At 42.2% G+C, this 17,060-nt stretch carries 12 protein-coding genes; 2 read left to right on the top strand and 10 right to left on the bottom strand.

Annotation, left to right across the window (positions count from 1 at the left end; translation table 11 throughout):
• Positions 1 to 53: 53 nt before the first annotated feature.
• Both GZH31_RS03975 and pbp4b read right to left on the bottom strand, forming a co-directional pair.
• Positions 54 to 1,430 (bottom strand): Na+/H+ antiporter NhaC family protein, encoded by a 1,377-nt coding sequence (locus tag GZH31_RS03975; RefSeq protein WP_036970533.1) that lies wholly within the window; start codon positions 1,428 to 1,430, stop codon positions 54 to 56.
• Positions 1,431 to 1,524: 94 nt separating this feature from the next.
• Complete coding sequence (pbp4b, locus tag GZH31_RS03970) at positions 1,525 to 3,972, bottom strand: penicillin binding protein PBP4B (protein WP_118844070.1); 2,448 nt, start codon at positions 3,970 to 3,972, stop codon at positions 1,525 to 1,527.
• Positions 3,973 to 4,312: 340 nt separating this feature from the next.
• Between pbp4b and GZH31_RS03965 the strand changes: the two genes are divergently transcribed.
• On the top strand, positions 4,313 to 5,158 hold the full coding sequence (locus tag GZH31_RS03965; protein ID WP_036970537.1) for a MurR/RpiR family transcriptional regulator: 846 nt from the start codon (positions 4,313 to 4,315) through the stop codon (positions 5,156 to 5,158).
• A 373-nt stretch (positions 5,159 to 5,531) separates the two neighbouring features.
• A complete protein-coding gene (locus tag GZH31_RS03960) occupies positions 5,532 to 8,573 on the top strand; it encodes a TonB-dependent receptor (RefSeq protein ID WP_180311404.1) in 3,042 nt (1,013 codons plus the stop codon).
• A gap of 54 nt (positions 8,574 to 8,627) precedes the next feature.
• Here the strand turns inward: GZH31_RS03960 and GZH31_RS03955 are convergent, their stop codons facing one another.
• From GZH31_RS03955 to GZH31_RS03920, 8 genes are all read right to left on the bottom strand, one after another.
• Positions 8,628 to 8,882 (bottom strand): energy transducer TonB, encoded by a 255-nt coding sequence (locus tag GZH31_RS03955; RefSeq protein WP_180311403.1) that lies wholly within the window; start codon positions 8,880 to 8,882, stop codon positions 8,628 to 8,630.
• Positions 8,883 to 9,145: 263 nt separating this feature from the next.
• Complete coding sequence (locus GZH31_RS03950; RefSeq protein ID WP_118844067.1) at positions 9,146 to 10,324, bottom strand: exo-beta-N-acetylmuramidase NamZ domain-containing protein; 1,179 nt, start codon at positions 10,322 to 10,324, stop codon at positions 9,146 to 9,148.
• On the bottom strand, positions 10,324 to 11,259 hold the full coding sequence (murQ, locus tag GZH31_RS03945; protein WP_075593827.1) for an N-acetylmuramic acid 6-phosphate etherase: 936 nt from the start codon (positions 11,257 to 11,259) through the stop codon (positions 10,324 to 10,326). The genes GZH31_RS03950 and murQ overlap by 1 nt, the downstream gene beginning before the upstream one ends.
• Entirely contained in the window at positions 11,249 to 12,160 is a 912-nt protein-coding gene (locus tag GZH31_RS03940; RefSeq protein WP_051501818.1) for a BadF/BadG/BcrA/BcrD ATPase family protein, read from the bottom strand. Before GZH31_RS03940 ends, murQ begins: the two co-directional genes overlap by 11 nt.
• Complete coding sequence (locus GZH31_RS03935; RefSeq protein WP_180311402.1) at positions 12,161 to 13,735, bottom strand: sodium:solute symporter; 1,575 nt, start codon at positions 13,733 to 13,735, stop codon at positions 12,161 to 12,163. It abuts the gene before it with no gap.
• 80 nt (positions 13,736 to 13,815) lie between these two features.
• Positions 13,816 to 14,565, bottom strand: coding sequence for a L,D-transpeptidase (locus tag GZH31_RS03930; RefSeq protein WP_180311401.1), 750 nt, complete (start codon positions 14,563 to 14,565; stop codon positions 13,816 to 13,818).
• Positions 14,562 to 15,674, bottom strand: a complete 1,113-nt coding sequence (locus GZH31_RS03925) for a mandelate racemase/muconate lactonizing enzyme family protein (RefSeq protein WP_065978430.1) — start codon at positions 15,672 to 15,674, stop codon at positions 14,562 to 14,564. The genes GZH31_RS03930 and GZH31_RS03925 overlap by 4 nt, the downstream gene beginning before the upstream one ends.
• An 8-nt stretch (positions 15,675 to 15,682) precedes the next feature.
• Positions 15,683 to 17,059 carry an SH3 domain-containing protein gene (locus GZH31_RS03920; RefSeq protein ID WP_180311400.1) on the bottom strand — a complete coding sequence of 459 codons (1,377 nt, stop codon included), beginning with the start codon at positions 17,057 to 17,059 and terminating at the stop codon, positions 15,683 to 15,685.
• Position 17,060: the final 1 nt, after the last annotated feature.

Raw genomic sequence — 17,060 nt, 5'->3', positions numbered from 1 at the left:
AAAAAACCACAGATTTCTCTGTGGTTTTTTATTGTTTGCTTAAGGGCTTAAAGTTACAAAACCAAAATACTGGTTACCAAATAAGCGATAAAGGTTAATGCGCCGCCGAATAAGGCGTAAGGCATTTGAGTTTTAACGTGGGTTAATAAGTCACACCCAGAGGCAATCGCCGATACCGCACTGGTATCTGAAATTGGCGAGCAGTGATCGCCAAACACACCGCCACCTAGAATGGCAGCAATAACCAGTGAAGGCGGTAAACCTAGCGCTTGAATAAGCGGCACACCAATTGGAATAAGAATGGCAAATGTGCCCCACGAGGTGCCCGTTGTGAATGAAATAACCGCTCCGGTTAAAAATAGCACTGGCACAACAAGGTAAATAGGTAAGAAATCACCCACAAGCCCCGCTACAAACACACCGGTGCCTAAGTCTTTTAAGCTCGCACCAAGTGTGAGTGATAACAAGACAATTGCAACCAGCGGTAATAATTCACCCATGCCTTTAAACCCAATATCAACAAGCTTATGGTGAGTAAAATCACGAGAGCTAATCATTAAAAAGTAAGCGACTACACAGGCTAAAATGGTTGCATACAACACTGATTTTGAGCCACTGCCACTAGCAATATCGCCATCGCCAGTCCAGAACATAAAGCCAACCATGCTGCCAATTAAGGTAATAAGTGGAATAAGCATGTAACGCGCTTTTGAGCCTTTAACTTCTTCTGCTAATTCGGTTTCTTGCTGCTCAAAGTTCTCTTCGGCTTGTTTTAATGGCCCATGTACTTTGTCGAAAGTAATGGTATAAAACACGATGAGCAAGGTGATAATCGCATAAAAATTATAACCAATACTGCCCCACAGTACCGAAACAGCAGACTCTTCCATCTCGTAGTTACCAAGTAGGCCAAGCACATACGCACCCCAGCCGTTAAGTAAAATTAAAATACACACGGGTGCACTGGTACTATCAATAATATAGGCAAGACGCGCCCGGCTCATTTTAAATTTATCAAATAAACCTCGCGATAAAATACCCGAAGTTAATACGCTCAAGTTCGATTCAATAAACACCGCAATGCCCGAGAACATGGTTAAATAACCCACTTGGCGCTTACTTTTAGCAACACCTTTGTTCATTAATAGGTTTACGGTTGCTGCCACACCGCCAGATTCACGAATATAGGCAAGCAGTGCACCAATCAAAATACTAAAAATAAGAATACGGCTGTTACCCGCTGAGCTCGCGACTTCGATTACCCGTTCAATGGTATTGATAAAAGTGTAAAACACACTATTGCCTTCACCATTGAGGGCTAGCAAAAACTCAGACGACGCAACGGCGACCAATAAAGCCATGATCACTTCTTTGCGCCAAAACACAATTAAGATAGCAATCAAGGGTGGTAAAATTGAATACCAAGACATAAAAACCCTTTTAAATTAAGACCAATATTTTATTTTTATTATGCAAAAACTCGCTAAGCTTAATGGCTTTGCCGCTAAACTCAACTTAAATCGACTAGTGATTTAATATACTCTCATAAATCAGTGAGATAATTGAACCATACTTACCTGTTTCAAAACGCTTTCCGACAAATTCATAACTTTTATCGTTGCCCTCAATAGGTGTGTGACGGGCATTGGTAAGTAACACGATGGCAAGGTCATACTCGGGGTCAATCACAGTAACGGTGCCGGTCCAGCCAGTATGACCATAGGCTCTTGGGCTGGCATACGGGCCAAAATGCCATGTGCGTGCTTGGTGCCCTGCTCTTCGCCAGCCTAAGCCATAGGTTTCGTCGCTGGCTTGAGGCTGAGTAAATTGCGCGAGTACTTGTGGGGTAAATAACTGTTTATTGTCGTAGCCACCGCCGTTAAGCAGCACCTGCATCAATACCATTATATCGCCAGCCGTACTAAAGAGGCCTGCATGCCCTGCTACGCCCCCTAAAGCATAAAAGGCTTTTTCGTCATGTACTTCACCTTGCAATACATCGGTACGAATATTGTCAAACTCAATACGCCCGCCACGGGTGTTACCATTTATTTCAGTTGCAGCAATCTGCGACGCTAAAAATCCCTTTTGCAAAGGGTTGTACACTGTGTGTGTTAACCCTAGCGGCTGATAGAGTTGGCTTTCAACATAGCTGTCGAGAGGCATACCGCTAATGCGCTCAATCAATACGCCTAGCAACATGTAATCAATATCTGAATAGAGGTGCTTTACATTACGCCCCGCCACAAAAGGCACTCCTGTAAGCAGTAAATTTTTGGTACGTAAACTGTTTTGCGAGAAAAACCGTTCGCCAAATTTATTATCTTTACGGTGAAAATCAACCACTGCAGGGTAACCTGCGCTATGCGTGAGCAAATCCTTTACTAAACGCTGCTCTCGACCGCTGCCTCTAAATTCTGGCAGGTAATAAAATAATGGTTTTTCTACATCTAACTTACCTTCGCTTGCAAGTTTCATTAACGCAAAGTTAGTAGCAAACATTTTTGAATTCGAGGCAATGTCGAATAAGGTATCGTTTTTCATCGCTTCAGGCGATGCGAGTAATGTGCCATCTGCATGGTACTTTTTAGCAGCGCCATAGTGGCTTAATTTAATTAACTCACCCTCTTTAATAACGCCAAGCACAGCGCCAGGAAATCCTGCGGCGACTTCTTGATTTATCAGCTCATCAACAGCCTTAAAACGGTCTTTATGTGTGTTTTTAATCAACGTTGGGTAAGGAAACCGCAATGTTAAGCTCGCCCCCTCGGGTTGAACATTGTCAACTTTAAAGGTGTTAATACCGTTATGAGTGCGTTTCGCTAAGCTGTATTGATATACTTTTTCAGCTGTTAATGGTGATGCGATATTAATTTTTTCACCATTAATATAAATATCAGCACTGCGGGCATCGTGATTTTCAATGATTATTTCACCACGTCCCTTATACGCTTGAAACGTGCCTCGGTTATTTACTAACTCACGGCTACTAGGGTCGAGCGATGGAATACGTACGACAACTTGTGCATTCGCAAGCACCGTTGTCTCAGGCTCCGTTGCCAGTTGCTGTTGCTGATACTCTTTAAACAGTCTCTCGCTCTTTTTAGGAAAATACTTTTCTAATAAAGCAAACAGCACAGCTGCACTTCTGGCATCGTTATTACCGCTAACATGCCAAGGTAAAAAGTGCATTTGAAAGGCGCTCAACGCATCTAATGTTTGTGAATCAAGTTGCCCTGTTGCAATCACCTCGTAACCGTAGCTGCGCATGGCTTTTTGCATTAACTCTGTCGAAGGTTTCGATGCACTAAATAACTGCCAATACTTATCGACCGTGTCGCTGTCGTACCACGCGCCAATACCCGCTTTATATAATTGATACCAAGGAAAACGCGGACCAGGATCATTTTTACGACTTGGCGCAATGTCTGAATGCCCTACAATTTGAGTTGGCCCAATATCTGGATTGCGTTTAAGAATATCTTTGCTTAACGTAATTAATAATTCAATTTGCTTGGCATCATAATCAGGATAAATACACAGCTTGCTTGCATCATTTTGCATTGCAGGCGAACTATGCTCAGGAATATGACATGTAGGCACATTCACTATTTCAATGCCAATGGAGTGATCGTTTAAATCTTCACGTCCTTGCCAGTAACTTCGTCCAGCATGCCACGCGCGATCGTTCTCATCAACAAGTTGAATAATTTCTAATTTATCGTGCGGATAACTTGAATCGCCCGACTCCGGTAATAAGTAATGTGAGCTTAAGCCCCCTTCATCCACTAAAGCTCGCATCGACTTTTCGTAATCAATCGCGGTGTAGTGCATCACTAAAAACTTAACGCGATGACTGTAGTTAGCTGACTGGGTAAACGTATATTGATTACTGGCACAACTGACTAAAAGCGCAGCGCCACTGAGATAACACAGCTGTTTAAGTAATGTTTTTAAAGAGGGAAAACTCATAACAGTTTCATACCTGAAGTTTTAAGCATTGACGATTCACTGCAATACAGTAGCAACACCGACTTAACATGTAAAATATTTTATTTTAAGATCTAAGAATAAAAAGCATACATTATCGCTACCTCACTAAAAATGGTGCTATCTCAACAAATAATGTTGTATCTATTATGGAATAAAACTATATTATTCCATCTAAATTAAGAAAAATATTCCAAAGTTAATTCGAGTAAAACAAAAATAATTCGTCGTTTATACTTAATTTTGCGTCTTGGCGCTTAATATTTTCGATTGAAAAGTTTGTATTACACAAAGAATAAGTTAACTAACAAAGTGAGCCCGAATGTCTACTTTTGTAAAAATTAAAGCCTTACGCCAGTCTTTGTCGAGCAGCGAAGCAAAACTAGCAGATTTCACATTAAACTCGGCCAATGCGATTCGTAATTTATCCTCTGTTGAATTAGCAAAAGTGGTTGGTGTTAGCCAATCAAGCGTGGTTAAGTTTTCACAAAAATTAGGTTACAAAGGGTTTCCTGCTTTTAAGCTAGCCGTTATCGATGCACTAAACGATGAAAGCAGCGAGCCCAAGTTACACGGTAAAATTACCTTAAACGACTCTCTTGAACAAATTGCCGAAAAATTACTCAGCAGTAAACTGGCCGTTTTAACTGAAACCAAAAACCTTAACGAAGCGCCTGCAATCGAAAAAGCGGTTGAATTATTAAAATCAGCTAAACGTATTCTTATTTGCGGTTTAGGTGGCTCGGCGCTGGTTGCCAAAGATTTCTCTTATAAATTACAAAAACTAGGAATGCCAGCTATCGCTGAACCAGACGGCCACGCCCAACTTGCCTACGTTGCTACGTTTTCAAAAGGTGACTTGGTTATTGCAATTAGTGAATCGGGGATGACCCGTGAAATTGCTGAGGTCGTTAAACAAGCTAAGAAAAACGACAGCGCAGTGATCTCAGTCACTAAGTTTGGTAGTAGCCCCGTCGCAGACTCAGCAGATGTAAAACTCTACTCTGTTGCTGAAGGTGAATCAGTAAGGCTGTCATCAATTTTAGCCCGAACTGCACAAGATTTTGTCATTGATATTCTGTTCATTGCACTGACTCAATCGAGTCGACAAGGCAGGAAATTACTAGAACATTCTAATGAAGTTGTAGGCGAATTTAAGAATAACTAATTTTTAAATACTGACTATAAACCTAAAAAAGCAGCGAAAGCTGCTTTTTTTATGCCTTTATTTAGCAACTAAATTTGCACCTCACCTATCTTGTTATGTATTGATTTGTATAAGCTAATAAAAAATAAAGCGATCATAATTTCTTACAAAAAAGCCCCTCACATTCCGTATGCTCTTAAAAGCAAATGAACACAAACACTTACCCAATAAAGGTAATATATTTTATTCCACAAACAAACATGAGTAACAAAAAAATATTCTTGACCGATTCTTCTAACAGCTGTTTAATGTATAGGCAACATAATTTTAAAGTTCATAAGTCTCAATTGGGTAAGCAGTCCAACAAAGCATATAAATATAAGGACGGGAAACAATGAAACAACATGCATCCTCACTCGTAATAAGCTCCATAGCTAAAGCGACACATAATGCACTTCGCGCAAAGAAAACAGCTCTAACAGGTGTTGTAATGGCCGCGGCTTTAGCCAGCGCACCAGCCTTTGCTAATTTAACCGGTGGAATCAAGGGTAAAGTATCAACACCAGAGGCACAGCAGTCTCTGGCGGGGATCACGGTAACGGCAAAAAGTAACGTAATGCCGAAACCACGCACTGTTGTGACTCGTGAAGACGGAAGCTACGACTTACCCCAACTAAAACCGGGGACTTATGAACTCACTTTCACCGATAAAAACGGGGTCACTCAAACGATGACCGTCGATGTTTTGCTTGAGCAAACATCGAGCCTTAACGTTACCTTCGGCGGCGCAAATGAAAATGTTGAGGTCATCACCATTACTGGTAGTAAATTATACCGTCAGGGTAAGTCAGCTCTGACCAACTCACTAGGCGAAGAGGCAATCAACAACGTGCCAGTGGGTCAAGACTACCGAGACCTATTAAAACTTGTACCAGGTGTGGAGCTTTCGGCGAACACAGTTTTAGGTCCGTCAGCAGGTGGTTCAGGGGTTGATAACTCATACGGTTTTGATGGCGTAAATGTTTCTATGCCAATGTTTGGTAATTTAGCGTCAGAGCCTTCGACCCATGATGTGGCGTATGTCACCATGGACCGCGGTGGTGCTAAAGCGGTAGGCTTTAACCGTTCAGGTGGCTTCTCAATCAATACAGTATCAAAATCTGGCACTGATGAATTTCACGGTAACGTTGAATACAAAGCACAACCGAAGAGTTTTGTTGCGACCCCTATAGGCGAAGAAAGTTATGAGATGGATAAAAGCTGGTTAACTGCAAGCCTAGGTGGACCGCTGATTGAAGATACACTGTACTTTTATACCTCGTATTATCGCCCTGAAGAAACGAAGGCTAACAAGAATACAGCTTATGGCGAAGTAAAAGACTATGAAAGTATCCGTGACGAATACTTCGGTAAGCTTACATGGGCACCGACCGACGATATTTTAATTAATATTTCACAACGTACCTCTGATAAAGAGGTAAAAGGCGATTCAATAGGCGCTTACGAAACTGACAGTGTATCTGTTGGTAGCAAAGCCGACCAAGATATCTTTACGTTAGATGGCTCTTGGATTTTAGGCTCTGCAACCACCCTGTCATTCCAATACAGTAAGTTTGAATTAGAAACAGGTTCGAAACCAGATACTGAGTTGAGTGTCGTACCTTCGTTAAATAGTCAGCTTGATGTTAACAACCTTACTCAGATGGGCTATTTTTCGGTGCCAAAACCAAGAGAATATGTCTCTAAAGAAGGTTTCACAGAAGAGCAAATCGCTATTTATAATGCCGGAGCTACCGCATTAATTAATACTTATGGCTATCTTGAAGATGGTGTAATGAAAGGCAGCGGTGGTGTTGGCGCTTATTCACAATATGACAATATAAACTTCTATCGTGATTCATTTGAACTCAACTTAGAACATGAATTTGATTGGGGTGACACGTACCATACACTCCACTTTGGTGCCAAATGGGAAGAAAGTGAAGAACAACTTACCCGTTTATCAAATGGCTGGGGGCGCATCTCTTACCTTGGCGGTTTAGTTGATGCTGATGCAGATACGGCAGGCTTTGACCCTGCAGATGCTATATATCGTGCACATGTGCAACAAATGAGTCTGGCAACTGAAGATGGTACAACTGTTTCTGGCATAAACTCAGAAATGCGTAGTATCAATTTTGAAATAAACGATACCATAGAACATGGTGACTGGACTTATAATATCGGTTTACTCGTAAGCCAAGATACGTGGTACGGGCAAGGTTTAAAAGCGAAGTCAGGCACCGTTTCAGGTTATGAGTTGGCTCCAGGACAGAAGTACGAAATGTATAAAACAGACTGGAGTGATATGCTGCAACCTCGTTTAGGTGCAACTTGGACGTACTCAGATGAAGACTCAGTCTTTGCAAATTTCGCAATTTATAATCCTGAAGCAAGTTCACTCGCTCGTGCAGCCTCGTGGGACCGTAATACGCGCTCAGAAATTGAGCTACTTCTAGATGAGTCTGGCAACATTCTTTCTGCATCACCTCAACGTGGTTCATCAGGTAAAGCATTCCAAGAAGGCATGAAACCTCGTCGTATCAATGAATTCACGCTTGGCACAACGAAATATGTGGGCTCTGATTTAGTATTACGTGCTCACGTACGTCACCGTAAAGGTATGCATTTTTGGGAAGATATGCCTAACAATGCACGCTTAACTGATTACTCAGGCGTTGATGCCGAAGGTGTGCCACAACATATCGCAGATAAAGGCCTTTATGTTGAAAACCTTGCCGATATTATCGATGAAATCGGTGGCTCATCGTATGTAATCGCTGAGGTTGATGGCGGCGAAACGAAATACTGGGAAGCCAGTATCGAAGCTGAATACCTAGGTGAAAACAGCTATATCAATGCCTCTTATGTGTGGAGCCATTACTACGGTAATTTCGACCAAGACAATACCACGACAAGTAACGATGCAAATAACTTTATTGGCTCATCATACTATGGTGATGGCCGCGGCCGTTACTCATGGGATAACCGTTACGGCACACTTTCAGGAGATAAGCCGCATAAGGTTAAAGTCTATGGTTACTACACTGTGCCGTGGGAAGCAAACATTGGTGCGTACTTTGTATTCCAGTCTGGTCAAGCTTGGGAAAACTGGGATGGGACTATGTATGGTTATCCGACAAGCCATGTTAGTCGTTATGCAGAACCTGCTGGTTCTCGTAGAACAGCAAGCCACTGGCAACTTGACTTGAACTACACGCAAGACTTTACGTTCTCAGGTGACATGGAACTACAATTCCGTGCTGACTTATTTAATGTCTTTAACCGTCAAACAGGTTACAACAAAAACCCGTATGTACTTGATGAAAACTATGGTGAATCACGCAGTTACTATAATCCACGTAGTTTACAGCTTTCAGTTAACTTCAAGTTTTAAACCAATCAATCCTGTTGGGGGCCGCATATGCGGCCCTTTTTCATCCCTTTTAATCTAAATTGTACAAAACGTTCTTGCTTCATCTAAATTAATGGCCTGCTTAATAAAATAATCAATCTGTACCGTACGTTTAATAGCGTGTTGCTGGCTGTTTTTTAATGTTGCTTGCCAGTGCCAGTCACTAAGTGCTTCACGCGATTCATTAATAAACATGCCTGCGGGGAAACTTTCTAGAAAGGTAATATCTTTGCTATTCCCGTGTTGATCAATCGTAATAATGAAGCGTGCACAGCCCGCTTTTTTGGTCATCAGTGCCACTTTAGGATAGCTAGGTTTAGTTACGCATTTTAACGCCCATAGCTCGATCTGCAGCGCTTTTATCGGCGCTTAAGTCAAGTATACGTGCGGCCTTGCTAGAGGCATGTGAGCAGCCAGAGAGGAAGGAAAATACTGCCGCACAAAAATAGACCTTCATAATACATCCTTTTAATTATTCAGGGCCTGAATTTACCACAGCCGTCAAAAAGTGATAATAAAAAAGAGGCAAGTGCCTCTTTTTGAAATATGTTTTGTTATTGATACAGTAAATAGGGCTGTCGCTTACGTTTAAATGCCGCAAGCTCAGTTTGCCAACTCTGTTTTATTTGTTGCTCGGTTTGTCCCGCCTCAATCGCTAAACGAAGCTTATCTGTACCCGCTAACTTATCCATAAACTCAGCACGTTCAAAAAATAACTGCTGTGAATCGGTTAGTTGTTGATAAGCAGCAATAAATAAACTTAAATCTAAGCCATGCATGTTTGAATCACGTAAATCTTGACCAAAAACCTCAACGTCTTTGAATTTAGGGTTCATTGATGCCCCTTTAATCGCACGTGGCGTAAAACTAAACTCTCCTAGTTTTACAGGTGAATAGCCGACGACTTGGAACGGAAAATCAGTTCCACGACCAATGGTTATGGGTGTCGCTTCAAAGAAGCATAATGATGGATAAAGCTGAATAGATTGAGCATTTGGCAAATTAGGGCTTGGTTTTACTGGCAAGTCGTAAGTCATGGTGCGCTTATAATTCGCCACCGGTACCACTGATAGCTGAAGTTCAGCTGCGTTATTTATCCACCCTTCGCCTTTAATCATCTGTGCAAGCTCAGCAACCGTCATACCATGTAAAACGGGAATTTCATGCATCCCCACGAACGAACGGAATTTGGGATCTAAAATTGGCCCATCGACATAAGCAATGTTCGGATTGGGTCTATCAAGAACAATAAACGCTTTACCGTTTTCAGCAGCCGCTTCCATCATATAATGCATTGAACTGATGTATGTATAAAAGCGCACACCGACATCTTGGATATCAAAAATAATAACATCTAGATCAGCCAGTGCTTCTGGGTTCGGTTTTTTATTGCTGCCGTATATAGAAACAACATCGATACCCGTTTTGGCATCTACAGTACTTTTTACATGGGCACCCGCATCATGATCGCCTCGAAAACCATGTTCCGGGGCAAATATTTTACGCACCACAACGCCTTTCTCGAGTAAAAAGTCGACTAAATGTTGACCATTAATTTCTGACGTTTGATTGACAACTAAACCAACGCGCTTGCCTTTAAGTTCTGGCACATAGGCTTGATAGTTAACAGCCCCCACTTGTAATGGTTGTGCTTTTTCTGGCACATTAACTGGCGTTTCCTTACAACCAAGTAATGCTAAACAGCTCACAATTAAAATGGCTAAAAAACGCATTATTCCTCCACCGCTTTACGTAAAAACCCATTCGTTTGGCAAAGCAGCTGTTTTGCTTCATCTGCAGGCTTACCCGTTAATACAATCAAAATAGCTAATTTGGCACTTTGCTCGGCTTGCTTTAAAGCATCGACAGCTTGCTGCTGTGAGCAACTAGTTGCCTGCATCACAATACGAATAGCACGTGCATGGAGCTTTTCGTTACTTGCATTTACATCAACCATCAGGTTTTTATACACTTTACCGGTGCGGATCATACTGGCAGTGCTTAACATATTAAGTACAAGCTTTTGTGCCGTACCCGACTTCATTCGTGTTGAGCCTGTCACAGCTTCTGCCCCTACCACAGGGCAAATACCAATTTGCGGTAAACGCATCACCGCTGAATCAGGGTTACACGTAATGCCCACCGTGACACACCCTAACGACTTAGCATACTCAATTGCAGCACACACGTATGGAGTACGTCCACTGGCAGCGATACCCACAACGATATCTTTTCCTGTAAGGTTCGCATTTTTTAAATCTTCCACACCAAGTGTGGTGCTATCTTCGGCACCCTCAACAGCTTTTTTAAACGCGGTGTCACCGCCAGCAATAATGCCTAATACCTGCTGTTCGCTCACACTGTAGGTCGGGGCACACTCAACAGCATCAAGAATACCTAAACGGCCGCTAGTGCCTGCGCCTATGTAAATAAGTCTGCCACCTTGTTGAAATGCTTCAACAATATGATCTACTGCTAAGCTTATTTGCGGGATAACCAGCTTAACGGCTGCTGCAACCTTGTGATCTTCATTATTGATTTTTGTGAGGATCTCAGTGGTGCTGAGCAGATCGATATCCAAAGTGTCAGGGTTTTGTCCTTCAGAGACAATACCGTTTAATTCTTCAAGTAACTCACTTTGATGCTTAAAGACGTGCTCAGGGCTCATTACGTTGTCCTTTTTCAATAATGTCATGGTAATGCTTTACCGCTAGTATAGCGGCACCAGTTAATGAATCCCCTTTACAAGGAGATAATTCGTTTTGCAATGTAAGTGGCAATAAGTCTTGGCTCACCTTAGCAAGCCCCCCAATTAAAATTACGGGTAACGGCGATGTACCGCGACTTTTATTAATTAACTCAACCACTGACGTCGTGTGCTCAGTTAATACCTTATTGGCTACTTTACATTCGTTTTGTAAGCTAAACACAAGCGGACTAAAACGTGCATAATCCGCGGGTTTGGCTTGTTTAAGCCAATGACTAATTGCTTGACGAGTGCATCCTAGCTGCTCACTCAAGCGAATCGTTAATCGGCTTTTTGGTAAATCGTAACAATCTATATCGTTTAATAAATACTGTACAGCCATTAGACCAATACGCGCGCCGCCACCAAAGTCATCCACAGTAAAACCCCAACCACCGACTAATTTAGCTTGGTTGTTTGATTGTAAACGCGCTCCGACAGCACCTGTACCAAGGGCAACAACAACACAAGGTTCCCCCAAATTTGCACCATAAAGCGATGTAATGGCATCACTCTCTATGCGAAGACTTGCAAACTCAATCTCGTAAATTAGCTTGAGCATTACTTTAACTTGCTCAGCTAATGTGGTTGATGCACCTCCGGCGAGGCCCATTACAGCAACGATATCACTGGCCTTTGCACCACTTTGTTCGCAAACGTCTCGAACAACCTTCACAATATTCTCAACTGCTAAATCAAGATCATTCGAAATAGACGCGGGCCCGCCTTGTGAGCGAAACGTCAATTGTGAGGATTGCTCTGTCAGTTCAGCTAAAACTTTAGTACCGCCACCATCAATGGCTAGAACATAACGCACTGTCATTTATGCAAATGCCTCATTACTTGCTTTGGGTTTGCCAACACAACACACTAATGTTGATAACAAGGTGCCAATACATAACTGCCAAGTAAAACCTAAATAAAAGCGCATCGACTCAGGCAATAACCAGTCAACCATATAGGGTTGCATTAATAGCGTAACAACAAAACCAACAATTAATGCAGCGAGCACAGAACCTTCACTGCCGCGTTTTGTAAATAACGTTGTGAAATAAACACCCAATAAACCGCTGTACGAAAACACCATAACGCTTAAGGCAAACTTTAATAACGGCATATCACTGTATTGCTGCCAGAAATAGCAAAGTATTGCCATCAACGCCAACGCTAAACTAACCACTGCCATCCCCACTCTACCGGCTTTAACAAAGTGGTGGTCACTCACGTGTTTATTGGCTTTTTCTAGATACGGGCGATATAAATCTTGCACTATCACTGATGACATTGAGCTCAGCCCCGAATTTAATGTTGATATCGCCGCAGCGATTATGCCCACACTAACCAAGCCTTTAATTCCTGCTGGTACTTCATTTAATACGTAATACATAAAAATAGTAATTTTTTCGCCATTAAACTCTTGTACAACCGCCTCTCCAGCCTGATTATTCATAAGTGTTGGTTGCTGATAAACAATATAAAGCAGCATGCCAATGAAGATAAAAATAGCCATAACCGGTATTACCATCAGCACCGATAGCAATAATGCCTTACTGCCTTCTTTTGGACTCTTACAGGTTAATAAACGCTGTGTCATGTCTTGATCAAGGCCAAATGCTGCAATATTTAACAATACAAACCCGGTTAATACAGAGGCCATATTGAATACCCCTGATGGCGTAAAGTCTAAATCAAACTTAAACAAAGCAAGTTTCGAGTCAGCACCAGGAGCGGGTTCATTTAAGGTGGCTATAATGGTCGAGAAATCGGCAGGAATAATATTCAGCAAACACCAAATAACCGCGATCGCTGCACTAACATAAACAACACTCTGTAAAACATCAGAATAGATAACGCTGCGGATCCCGCCTAAAAAGGTATAAAGTAAACCCGCCAGCGCCAGTACTAAGGTCGCTATCACCACACTGTCGGCATGTATATTGCCATATAAAATCATAGCCACCGCGATGGCTGCCATATAAAGACGCGCACCACTGGCAAACACACGACCAAATAAATACATTAAACCGCTACGGCGTTTAGCTTTTGGGCCTATACGCTTTTCTAACAGCTCATACACTGTGTACACTTTTTGTTGGTAAAACTTAGGAATTAAAAATGCCGACACCACAAATGCCGCAATAAACGCCCCTATATTTGTTGCGATATAAGAGAAATCACCTTGATAACCTTGATCAGGGCCACCAATAAAGGTTGCCGCAGATTGCGACGTCGCCAAAACGGAAATAGCCACCATCCAGGTCGGCATGCTATTTCCACCCAAGAAAAAATCTTGGCTTGAGTTGGCACGTTTGCGATTAAACCACCAGCCACTGAGCAATAAAATTGCGCCATAACTTGCGAATACTAACCAATCGAGTAATGCGTAATTTGCACTCATTTATTATCCTAACTCAAACCTTAATGGAATATATTATTCCATCTTTACGACAATAATAAAATACTTTTATTTTATTATTTTTAATTTTCCAGTACCGGCAATTGCCACTGACTTTGTTTTTGCTGATATTGCTGCTTAGTTAAACTCACCAATAATGGTTTTTTACGCTCATCAAGCCAAGCTAATAAGGTATCCATATCGGTTTCGGTCATCGCTGTACATCCTGCCGTTGGTTTACTGGGCGCACGCCATAAATGCATAAAAATACAACTGCCCGCCCCATCGACATTGTAAGGATTGTGCTTTACCACGATCCCCTTTTTATATAAGTCGTCTTGGCTATAAATATCACGGCGCATCCATTCAGATGAGCTTTTTACCGCAGCGTCTCCCACTTCTGACTTATCAACGAGTTGGTTGTAAAAAGGAGACCCTTTTACATCAATGCAGTAATCGTTAGCAGTCATAGCTTGATAGCTAAGATTCGTTTGTAATGTGTCTAAGTAACCAAATGCAGTACCTAGTTCAAAGATACCCGCTGGCGCTTTGCCATCCCCCTCTTGTTTTTGCAAACCAGCTTGCGCTGGATGTAAGCCAACACCCCAAGCAAGCCCAGTACGCCCAAGCACAACAGCGTGTTGATCACCTTGTTGTTGCCATTGTCGTCCTTTTTTTTCAAAGCGATAAAGCGTCGCATCAATTGCGTCACTGTCATTGGCTACAACCACAACTAATTGTTGATGTGTATTATCAATCACAGGCGTGTACTGCTGCGAGCTTGCACAGGCGGTTAAACTCATTGCTGCAACAAAACTAAAGATTTTTTTCATTCTGGCCACACTCCATTTGTTATCAGTTCAAGACCGTTGATTGATTCAATACCAAGACCTGGGGCATCCGAAAGCGTGATCTGCGGGCCATTAAATTCAACCCCACCTTGCACCGGATCATACTGGCCAAGGGCAGGACCATCTAAATCAATTTTACTAATTTGTTGGGCTTTTGCGGATGCTAAATGTGCAGCTCCCGCCACAGCAATACTGCCCTCAAGCATACAGCCAATCATACACTGCGCTTGATACTGCGCAGTGATATTGGCTATTTCAATCGCACGGCTCAACCCACCGGTTTTCATCAGCTTAATATTAATAATATCAACGGCGCCAAGCTCTAAAAGCTGAATAACCTGCTGAGGAGAAAAAGCACTCTCGTCGGCCATAATCGGTGTATTAACACGATCAGTAATGTATTTTAGTCCTTGGATGTCGTTACTTTTAACAGGCTGCTCTACAAGCTCAAGCACGACTCCGGCGTGTTCTAGTTGCTGTAAGGCCTGCACTGTTTGCTTAGCACTCCAGCCTTGATTAACATCAAGACGCAAGAGTGCTTTGCTTGCAAAGCCCGCATAAATTGCTTTAACACGCTCAATGTCTTGGTTCAGGTTATTGCCGATTTTAACTTTTAATACATCGAAACCTTGATCAACTGCGAGCTGGCAGTCGCTGAGCATCTTATCGATATTATCAACACTGATAGTGATATCTGTTTTAAGCTCTGACTGCCCGCCACCGAGTAATTTATACAACGGCGCTTTATAAAGCTTGCCCCATAAATCATAAACAGCAATTTCTAGCGCCGCTTTTGCGCTACTATTACCGACTACTGTCGTTTGTATAATATGGGTGAGCTGATTAATATTTTCTATTTCTAGGCCCAATAATTTCGGCGCAATAAACTGCTTAATAACGCTTATCATGCCTTGGTGAGTATCCCCTGTAATAACTGGGGTTGATGCTGCTGAACCATAACCAATCTGGCCGCAGTGAGTCTCGATGATCACCACTAAATCTTCTATAAAACTAACTTCTCTCAACGCCGTTTTGAATGGGGTCACTAATGGCACTTTGAGCTTTGCAAAACGAATTGCTTTAATTTTCATACAGGCCTCTAGCGAATACGTTTAATGTTGTACACACGGTCTAAATAGCTGGTTTCTTGCGAGAGTCTTAACGGCAATAATGGAGTAACCGATACCCCATTTAGAGCACTGCTGTAAAAACTACCATCGCCTTTGTTGTAGCCAAGCCCTTTCACGTCGTGAATTACGTACGGCTCACCTTGGTGTTCACCTAAATACATCATCACATGACCTGGAATATAAATTAAATCACCAATTGCCATATTCTTAACCACAGATAATTTAGACGCTTCATTGGCATTTTTATCAAAGCGGCTATTTTTACCGTATTCACTGCTCCCTTGCTGACCGGAGTTACGTGGCATGAGTAAACCAAAACTTTTATAAATTTCTCCCACAAAACCAGTGCAATCTCGGCCATTGTAATCGTGCCCCCATCCATACCGCTCACCTAAAAACTTAAAGCCTTGCTTAATCAGGTTTTGTTCGGTGTAGGCGAGGTAACCGATATTTACATCTGCGGTTTTACTGATCATTGCTGGCTTTATGGCTAATTGGCCATTTTCATCGCGCGTTGGTAATTGCACAATATGGCTGGCATAAGTATTTTGCCCATTCAGTAAGTAAGGAACTTGCTCGTTATCAACAAGGGGTAAACGCACCCCCATATCAAGCTGAACTTCTGAGCGTGCATCATCATTAGGCACATAAGCAGTGTGCACTTTAGCGCCAGTGATGACTAAAAAGTTTTCTTGGTCTCGGTACGCTTTAATTTTATCAGCATCGGCAAAAGCAATATCCTCAGCGGGCGTCCACGCTAAATAGTTATAAGCACGCACTAAAAGCCACTTTTTATCCGCGCTTTGATGCAAGACAGCGACACTCTCTCCCGGAAACATGCCACTTTCTTGAAAGCGATCTAGGTCGTGATCTAAGCCACTGTTGAGCACCCGATCCCACGTTGGAAAGGTCCGTAATGACGTACGTTTCACCACCACACCAAAGCGAACTAAGTTAGTACTCGCGACCTTATTAATATTTAAATTTGCCTGATATTTAGCAAAATCTTTCGCTGTTAATTGACGTCCGTCAGTAAAAAAGCGTGGGCTTTTTGGCACTGAGCTGGCTTGATTAATTAAGCTAATGAGTTCGGCTTTAGACAGCGATTTTTGAAATGACAGTGGATCAACAATGTACTTATTTTCTTTGATTAACTTATCGTTAAACGCCTGAATTTGCGCATTTGTCATGAGCATTTTTGCTGATGCGCCTTGCTGCAACCAATAACTAGGTGACAACTGTGACTGAGTGACGGCTATCACATCTGACTGCCACCCTTCGGCATGCATAGGTGAGCTAAAGGCAACACCTAGGCTAATTGATAAAGCGATAATTGAACGACGCATG

This window comes from Pseudoalteromonas sp. JSTW (genome assembly GCF_013423925.1).
In the GTDB taxonomy this organism is placed as follows: domain Bacteria; phylum Pseudomonadota; class Gammaproteobacteria; order Enterobacterales; family Alteromonadaceae; genus Pseudoalteromonas; species Pseudoalteromonas lipolytica.
Note: the sequence above shows the minus strand (reverse complement) of the source record. Positions and strands in the feature narration are given on the sequence as shown.

Excerpts from the sequence above, each read along its gene's own strand:
- GZH31_RS03935 (WP_180311402.1), bottom strand. The coding sequence starts at position 13,735 with ATGAGTGCAAATTACGCATTACTCGATTGGTTAGTATTCGCAAGTTAT.
- GZH31_RS03965 (WP_036970537.1), top strand. The coding sequence starts at position 4,313 with ATGTCTACTTTTGTAAAAATTAAAGCCTTACGCCAGTCTTTGTCGAGC.
- GZH31_RS03925 (WP_065978430.1), bottom strand. The coding sequence starts at position 15,674 with ATGAAAATTAAAGCAATTCGTTTTGCAAAGCTCAAAGTGCCATTAGTG.
- murQ (WP_075593827.1), bottom strand. The coding sequence starts at position 11,259 with ATGAGCCCTGAGCACGTCTTTAAGCATCAAAGTGAGTTACTTGAAGAA.
- pbp4b (WP_118844070.1), bottom strand. The coding sequence starts at position 3,972 with ATGAGTTTTCCCTCTTTAAAAACATTACTTAAACAGCTGTGTTATCTC.
- GZH31_RS03950 (WP_118844067.1), bottom strand. The coding sequence starts at position 10,324 with ATGCGTTTTTTAGCCATTTTAATTGTGAGCTGTTTAGCATTACTTGGT.
- GZH31_RS03955 (WP_180311403.1), bottom strand. The coding sequence starts at position 8,882 with ATGACCAAAAAAGCGGGCTGTGCACGCTTCATTATTACGATTGATCAA.
- GZH31_RS03940 (WP_051501818.1), bottom strand. The coding sequence starts at position 12,160 with ATGACAGTGCGTTATGTTCTAGCCATTGATGGTGGCGGTACTAAAGTT.
- GZH31_RS03930 (WP_180311401.1), bottom strand. The coding sequence starts at position 14,565 with ATGAAAAAAATCTTTAGTTTTGTTGCAGCAATGAGTTTAACCGCCTGT.
- GZH31_RS03920 (WP_180311400.1), bottom strand. The coding sequence starts at position 17,059 with ATGCGTCGTTCAATTATCGCTTTATCAATTAGCCTAGGTGTTGCCTTT.
- GZH31_RS03960 (WP_180311404.1), top strand. The coding sequence starts at position 5,532 with ATGAAACAACATGCATCCTCACTCGTAATAAGCTCCATAGCTAAAGCG.
- GZH31_RS03975 (WP_036970533.1), bottom strand. The coding sequence starts at position 1,430 with ATGTCTTGGTATTCAATTTTACCACCCTTGATTGCTATCTTAATTGTG.